A 4,688-nucleotide genomic window follows, 5' to 3' on the forward strand; every position below is an offset into this window, starting at 1 on the left:
TCCATAGGTATTATGGTGGGCCTGAGTGGACTCGAACCACCGACCTCACGCTTATCAGGCGTGCGCTCTAACCAGCTGAGCTACAGGCCCATGGAGCGGGTGATGGGAATCGAACCCACGACATCAGCTTGGAAGGCTGAGGTTTTACCACTAAACTACACCCGCAAATGATGGTCGGGAAGACAGGATTTGAACCTGCGACCCCCTGGTCCCAAACCAGGTGCTCTACCAAGCTGAGCCACTTCCCGTTCATTTGCTTTCTTTATATAATGGCGCGCCCGAGAGGAGTCGAACCCCTAACCTTCTGATCCGTAGTCAGACGCTCTATCCAATTGAGCTACGGGCGCTTGTTTTTTAAGGCGACTTTACTATCATAACACCTTAATGTGTTTGCGTCAACACTCATTTAATATGGTGCGGTCGAGAGGACTTGAACCTCCACGGGGTCGCCCCCACTAGGCCCTCAACCTAGCGCGTCTGCCATTCCGCCACGACCGCATGTGTTTAACTGCCTTATTAAAATGGTGCGGGTGGAGGGACTTGAACCCCCACGCCAAAGGCGCTAGATCCTAAGTCTAGTGCGTCTGCCAATTCCGCCACACCCGCAATATGAAAATGGTGAGCCATGGAGGACTCGAACCTCCGACCCTCTGATTAAAAGTCAGATGCTCTACCAACTGAGCTAATGGCTCGTAAATGGCTGGGCTAGCTGGATTCGAACCAGCGCATGACGGAGTCAAAGTCCGTTGCCTTACCGCTTGGCTATAGCCCAATCATCTCGTCTATATGGCGGTCCGGACGGGACTCGAACCCGCGACCTCCTGCGTGACAGGCAGGCATTCTAACCAACTGAACTACCGGACCATATGGTGGAGGATGACAGGATCGAACTGCCGACCCCCTGCTTGTAAGGCAGGTGCTCTCCCAGCTGAGCTAATCCTCCGTTTTAGAGAGCGAGATGCCAGATTCACTCTGGCATCCAGCTTTATGATGACCCCTAGGGGATTCGAACCCCTGTTACCGCCGTGAAAGGGCGGTGTCTTAACCACTTGACCAAGGGGCCAGACTGGCGGAGAAGGAGGGATTTGAACCCTCGCGCCGCTTACACGACCTACTCCCTTAGCAGGGGAGCCCCTTCAGCCACTTGGGTACTTCTCCATTGGCTCCACAGGCAGGATTCGAACCTGCGACAGCTCGGTTAACAGCCGAGGGCTCTACCACTGAGCTACTGTGGAATAATTGTCTGTCTTCCTTGATTCATTTTGCAGCAACTCGCAGCCGATTCATGAATGCATTACTCGTCACTGAGCTACTGTGAAATGCTTGTTTTTATATAATGACAACATTTTATATCTTACACGATATCGTCCGCTTTGTCAATAACTTTTTAGTGTTTTGTTCGCGTTTCAGGCTGTCCTGTCAACGACGGCTTTTATAATTTAACACAGCTGGACAACAGCCGTCAATATCATTATTTGATTTTTTTCAGCCTTCCTTTACACCTTCCGCACCGGTAGCGTTTCGTGTCCACTCTGCGCTTTCTTTCATAAGAAAAGCCGCACACCGAACAGAGATAGCGGTGCTTGAAGCGTTCCGCTTTTTTTGCTGAAGGAAGGGACCTGCAATGACGCGGGGCGCCGACTTGTTCCATCAGTTTCCTGAAATCGGCATCCCGGTGCTTGTATCCCTTGCCCTCGAGGTGCAAATGATAATGACACAATTCATGCTTGATGATGCCGATCAATTCATCATAGCCAAGTTCATCAAGGTATTTCCGGTTCAATTCGATATTATGCGTGCGCAGCAGGTACCGTCCGCCTGTCGTTCTGAGCCGGTTATTGAAGATTGCCTGATGGTCAAACGGCCTGCCGAAATACTTTAATGAGATATCTTCAACAAGCTCCTGCAAGTTCTGCTGTTCCATTTTTCCACCCCGGAAGTTCGTTCATATAGAAAAAAGTATACAGGCACAAATAATGACGTCAAGCATAAACTGTTTTATAACTTACCATCTTTCATAAAGGAGGCAGTGTTATGCCCGGCTGGTTAGTCAATCAATTTCGAAGGGCATATTTTGAGAAAAACCGTTACCAAATAAAAATGCTGAATCAGTGCTGGTACTTTTATAGGAAAAAACACTGCTCATGAAAAAGCAGTGTTCCTTTCTGTTTAGCCTTATTCCGTCGGCAGCATCGTCAGTGAAACTCTGCCTTTCGCCTGATCCACTTTTTCAACCCACACATTTACAACCTGGCCGACAGATACGACATCCATCGGATGCTTCACATATTTCTTGCTCATTTTCGATATATGGACAAGCCCGTCTTCCTTGACCCCGATGTCCACAAATGCACCGAAGTCCACAACGTTACGGACGGTCCCTTCGAGTTCCATTCCCGCTTTTAGATCTTCAAGCTTGAGGATGTCCTTTTTCAAAAGCGGTTTTGAAATGTCATCACGGATATCCCGCTCCGGCTGGATAAGAGAGCTGACAATATCGCGTAATGTGAGCTCGCCAATGCCAAGCTCTGCTGCTGTTGCTTGCAGATCAAGAGTGTTCAGCGAGTCTTTCAGTTTTTCTGTTCCGAGGTCGTCCGGTGTACATCCGACTTTTTTGAGAAGCTGCCGTGTTTCCGCGTAACTCTCGGGGTGAATCGGTGTCCGGTCTAACGGTTGGCCTCCGTCAGGGATGCGGAGGAAGCCGATGCTCTGTTCGTATGTTTTCGCACCTAGCCGCGGAATGCCCTTCAATTCTTTCCGGTCCGTGAATTTGCCGGCTTCTTCCCGCTTTTTCACGATGTTATTGGCAACGGCTTTGCTCAATCCTGATACATATTGAAGGAGTGAAGGCGAAGCGGTGTTCACATTTACGCCCACTTTGTTTACGACCGTTTCCACGACGAATGTCAATGAATCATTCAGCTTTTTTTGGGATACATCATGCTGGTACTGGCCCACTCCAACTGATTTCGGGTCGATTTTGACAAGTTCGGCAAGCGGGTCCTGCAGGCGGCGTGCGATGGAAACAGCACTCCGTTCCTCGACCTGCAGGTTCGGGAATTCCTCGCGGGCCAGGTCGGAGGCAGAATAGACACTCGCTCCTGCTTCATTCACAATGATGTATGAAACATCACGGTCTGCATCAGGGAGCAAGCCTGCCACAAACTGCTCGGTTTCCCTTGATGCTGTGCCGTTTCCGATTGCTACGATTTCTATTTTGTATGTAGACAGCAACTCCATGAACATCCGGGCCGCTTCCCGTCTTTTATTTTCTGATGTATGGGGATAGATGACGTTAATGTTCAGGACTTTTCCTGTTTCATCAATCACCGCAAGCTTACAGCCGGTTCTAAAGGCCGGATCGACACCAAGTGTCATCTTGCCTTTAAGCGGCGGCTGCAGAAGAAGGCTTTGCAGGTTTTCAGAAAAAATGTGAATGGCCTGTTCTTCGGCATGCTCTGTCAATTCGTTGCGGATTTCCCTTTCAATTGATGGCTGGATCAGGCGCTTGTACGCATCTTCTGCGGCTTCTTCCACATGAGGAACGGCAGGCCCTGTTTTATGGCCGATCAGACGCCGTTTCAGGTAGCCGCGGATTTCATCCTCAGGTGCCTCAATCGCCGCCTTCAACGCCCCTTCCTTTTCGCCGCGGTTCACGGCAAGAACCCGATGGGGAACGATGCGGCTGACAGGTTCGCTATAGCTGTAATACATTTCATATATTCCTTTTTCATCTTTTGCTTTGTCTTTTGCTTCTGTCTGAACAGCTCCCCTGCGGAACGTTTTTTCACGGATCCAGCTTCTATATTCTGCATTGTCCGAAATCCATTCCGCCATAATGTCACGCGCTCCCTGCAAAACCTCTTCGACTGAGTGCAGTTCATGTTCTTCCGATAAGAATCCTTCGGCCTTTTCATTTGCATCTCCGGTTCGCGGCAGCTTGAAAAGCCACTCTGCCATCGGCTCAAGGCCTTTTTCTTTCGCAGCCGAAGCTTTCGTACGCCTCTTTTGTTTATATGGACGGTAAAGGTCTTCGAGTTCCTGCAGTTTTTGGGCCTGTTTAATGTTGGCACTGAGTTCGTCTGTAAGTTTACCCTGTTCTTCGATAAGGCGCAGAATTTCCTGTTTTCGTTTACCAAGGTTCTGAAGGTATTCCCACTTTTCCATTATGGTACGGATCTGGACTTCATCCAGCTGGCCGGTCTGTTCTTTTCGATAACGGGCAATAAACGGAACTGTGTTGCCCTCTTGCAGCAGCTGAATGACATTCGCTGCCTGTTTTTCTGTAAAGCTCTCTTCTCTGGCAATTTGCCTGGCCAGGTTTACATCTTGTTCAACTACTGTCATTTCCTTACCTCCACGTCATGGGATTCTTCTATTTTAACAAATTAGCCATATAAACTGAATCCGCCGGTGTGCATATGCCGATGGTTGATATGGCTGTTTTCATTTAAACTTTTTTCTTAAACATGAATATCGGGTTGAAAACCATCTGTTCCAGTCCCGTTTTTATTGGACGAAGCTGCAGTTGCCCCAAGGGAGTCCATTTTAATGAAGCGATTATATATAAGGAATTTTTAATCTGCATGAAGCTTTCGGTGTAGTGCCTATATTGTAGCCCGTCTCTCTTTATAGGCACGGGAGTCAGGTTCACTTGCCTATATTGTCTCCCTCACTCTCTTTATAGG

3 protein-coding genes and 13 tRNA genes are annotated in these 4,688 nt (G+C 48.7%); 1 reads left to right on the forward strand and 15 read right to left on the reverse strand.

Annotated elements, in window-relative coordinates; genetic code table 11:
• Nucleotides 1–13 precede the first annotated feature (13 nt).
• From A4U59_RS18120 to A4U59_RS18185, 14 genes are all read right to left on the reverse strand, one after another.
• A tRNA-Ile gene (locus A4U59_RS18120) sits at nt 14–90 on the reverse strand.
• 1 nt (nt 91) lies between these two features.
• Nucleotides 92–165: transfer RNA gene (locus A4U59_RS18125), tRNA-Gly, on the reverse strand.
• Between the two features lie 6 nt (nt 166–171).
• Nucleotides 172–248: transfer RNA gene (locus A4U59_RS18130), tRNA-Pro, on the reverse strand.
• 22 nt (nt 249–270) lie between these two features.
• Nucleotides 271–347, reverse strand: a tRNA-Arg gene (locus A4U59_RS18135).
• Between the two features lie 65 nt (nt 348–412).
• Nucleotides 413–498 (reverse strand) — tRNA-Leu (locus tag A4U59_RS18140).
• 24 nt (nt 499–522) lie between these two features.
• Nucleotides 523–606: transfer RNA gene (locus tag A4U59_RS18145), tRNA-Leu, on the reverse strand.
• A 10-nt stretch (nt 607–616) separates the two neighbouring features.
• A tRNA-Lys gene (locus A4U59_RS18150) sits at nt 617–692 on the reverse strand.
• Nucleotides 693–697: 5 nt separating this feature from the next.
• Nucleotides 698–772 (reverse strand) — tRNA-Gln (locus A4U59_RS18155).
• 15 nt (nt 773–787) lie between these two features.
• A tRNA-Asp gene (locus tag A4U59_RS18160) sits at nt 788–864 on the reverse strand.
• Nucleotides 865–867: 3 nt separating this feature from the next.
• Nucleotides 868–943 (reverse strand) — tRNA-Val (locus A4U59_RS18165).
• A gap of 48 nt (nt 944–991) precedes the next feature.
• Nucleotides 992–1,063, reverse strand: a tRNA-Glu gene (locus A4U59_RS18170).
• A gap of 4 nt (nt 1,064–1,067) precedes the next feature.
• Nucleotides 1,068–1,158 (reverse strand) — tRNA-Ser (locus A4U59_RS18175).
• 2 nt (nt 1,159–1,160) lie between these two features.
• Nucleotides 1,161–1,235: transfer RNA gene (locus A4U59_RS18180), tRNA-Asn, on the reverse strand.
• A 236-nt stretch (nt 1,236–1,471) separates the two neighbouring features.
• Nucleotides 1,472–1,924 carry a SprT family protein gene (locus A4U59_RS18185; RefSeq protein ID WP_066175054.1) on the reverse strand — a complete coding sequence of 151 codons (453 nt, stop codon included), beginning with the start codon at nt 1,922–1,924 and terminating at the stop codon, nt 1,472–1,474.
• A 110-nt stretch (nt 1,925–2,034) separates the two neighbouring features.
• Here A4U59_RS18185 and cmpA point away from each other — a divergent pair, with 110 nt between their 5' ends.
• Entirely contained in the window at nt 2,035–2,148 is a 114-nt protein-coding gene (gene cmpA, locus A4U59_RS21135; RefSeq protein WP_106406374.1) for a cortex morphogenetic protein CmpA, read from the forward strand.
• 27 nt (nt 2,149–2,175) lie between these two features.
• On the opposite strand, the gene A4U59_RS18190 is transcribed toward cmpA, so the two are convergent.
• Entirely contained in the window at nt 2,176–4,347 is a 2,172-nt protein-coding gene (locus A4U59_RS18190) for a Tex family protein (protein ID WP_066175055.1), read from the reverse strand.
• Nucleotides 4,348–4,688 lie beyond the last annotated feature (341 nt).

Origin of the sequence: Bacillus marinisedimentorum (assembly GCF_001644195.2) — a bacterium.
GTDB classification, from domain to species: domain Bacteria; phylum Bacillota; class Bacilli; order Bacillales; family Bacillaceae_O; genus Bacillus_BL; species Bacillus_BL marinisedimentorum.

Excerpts from the sequence above, each read along its gene's own strand:
- A4U59_RS18185 (WP_066175054.1), bottom strand. The coding sequence starts at position 1,924 with ATGGAACAGCAGAACTTGCAGGAGCTTGTTGAAGATATCTCATTAAAG.
- cmpA (WP_106406374.1), top strand. The coding sequence starts at position 2,035 with ATGCCCGGCTGGTTAGTCAATCAATTTCGAAGGGCATATTTTGAGAAA.
- A4U59_RS18190 (WP_066175055.1), bottom strand. The coding sequence starts at position 4,347 with ATGACAGTAGTTGAACAAGATGTAAACCTGGCCAGGCAAATTGCCAGA.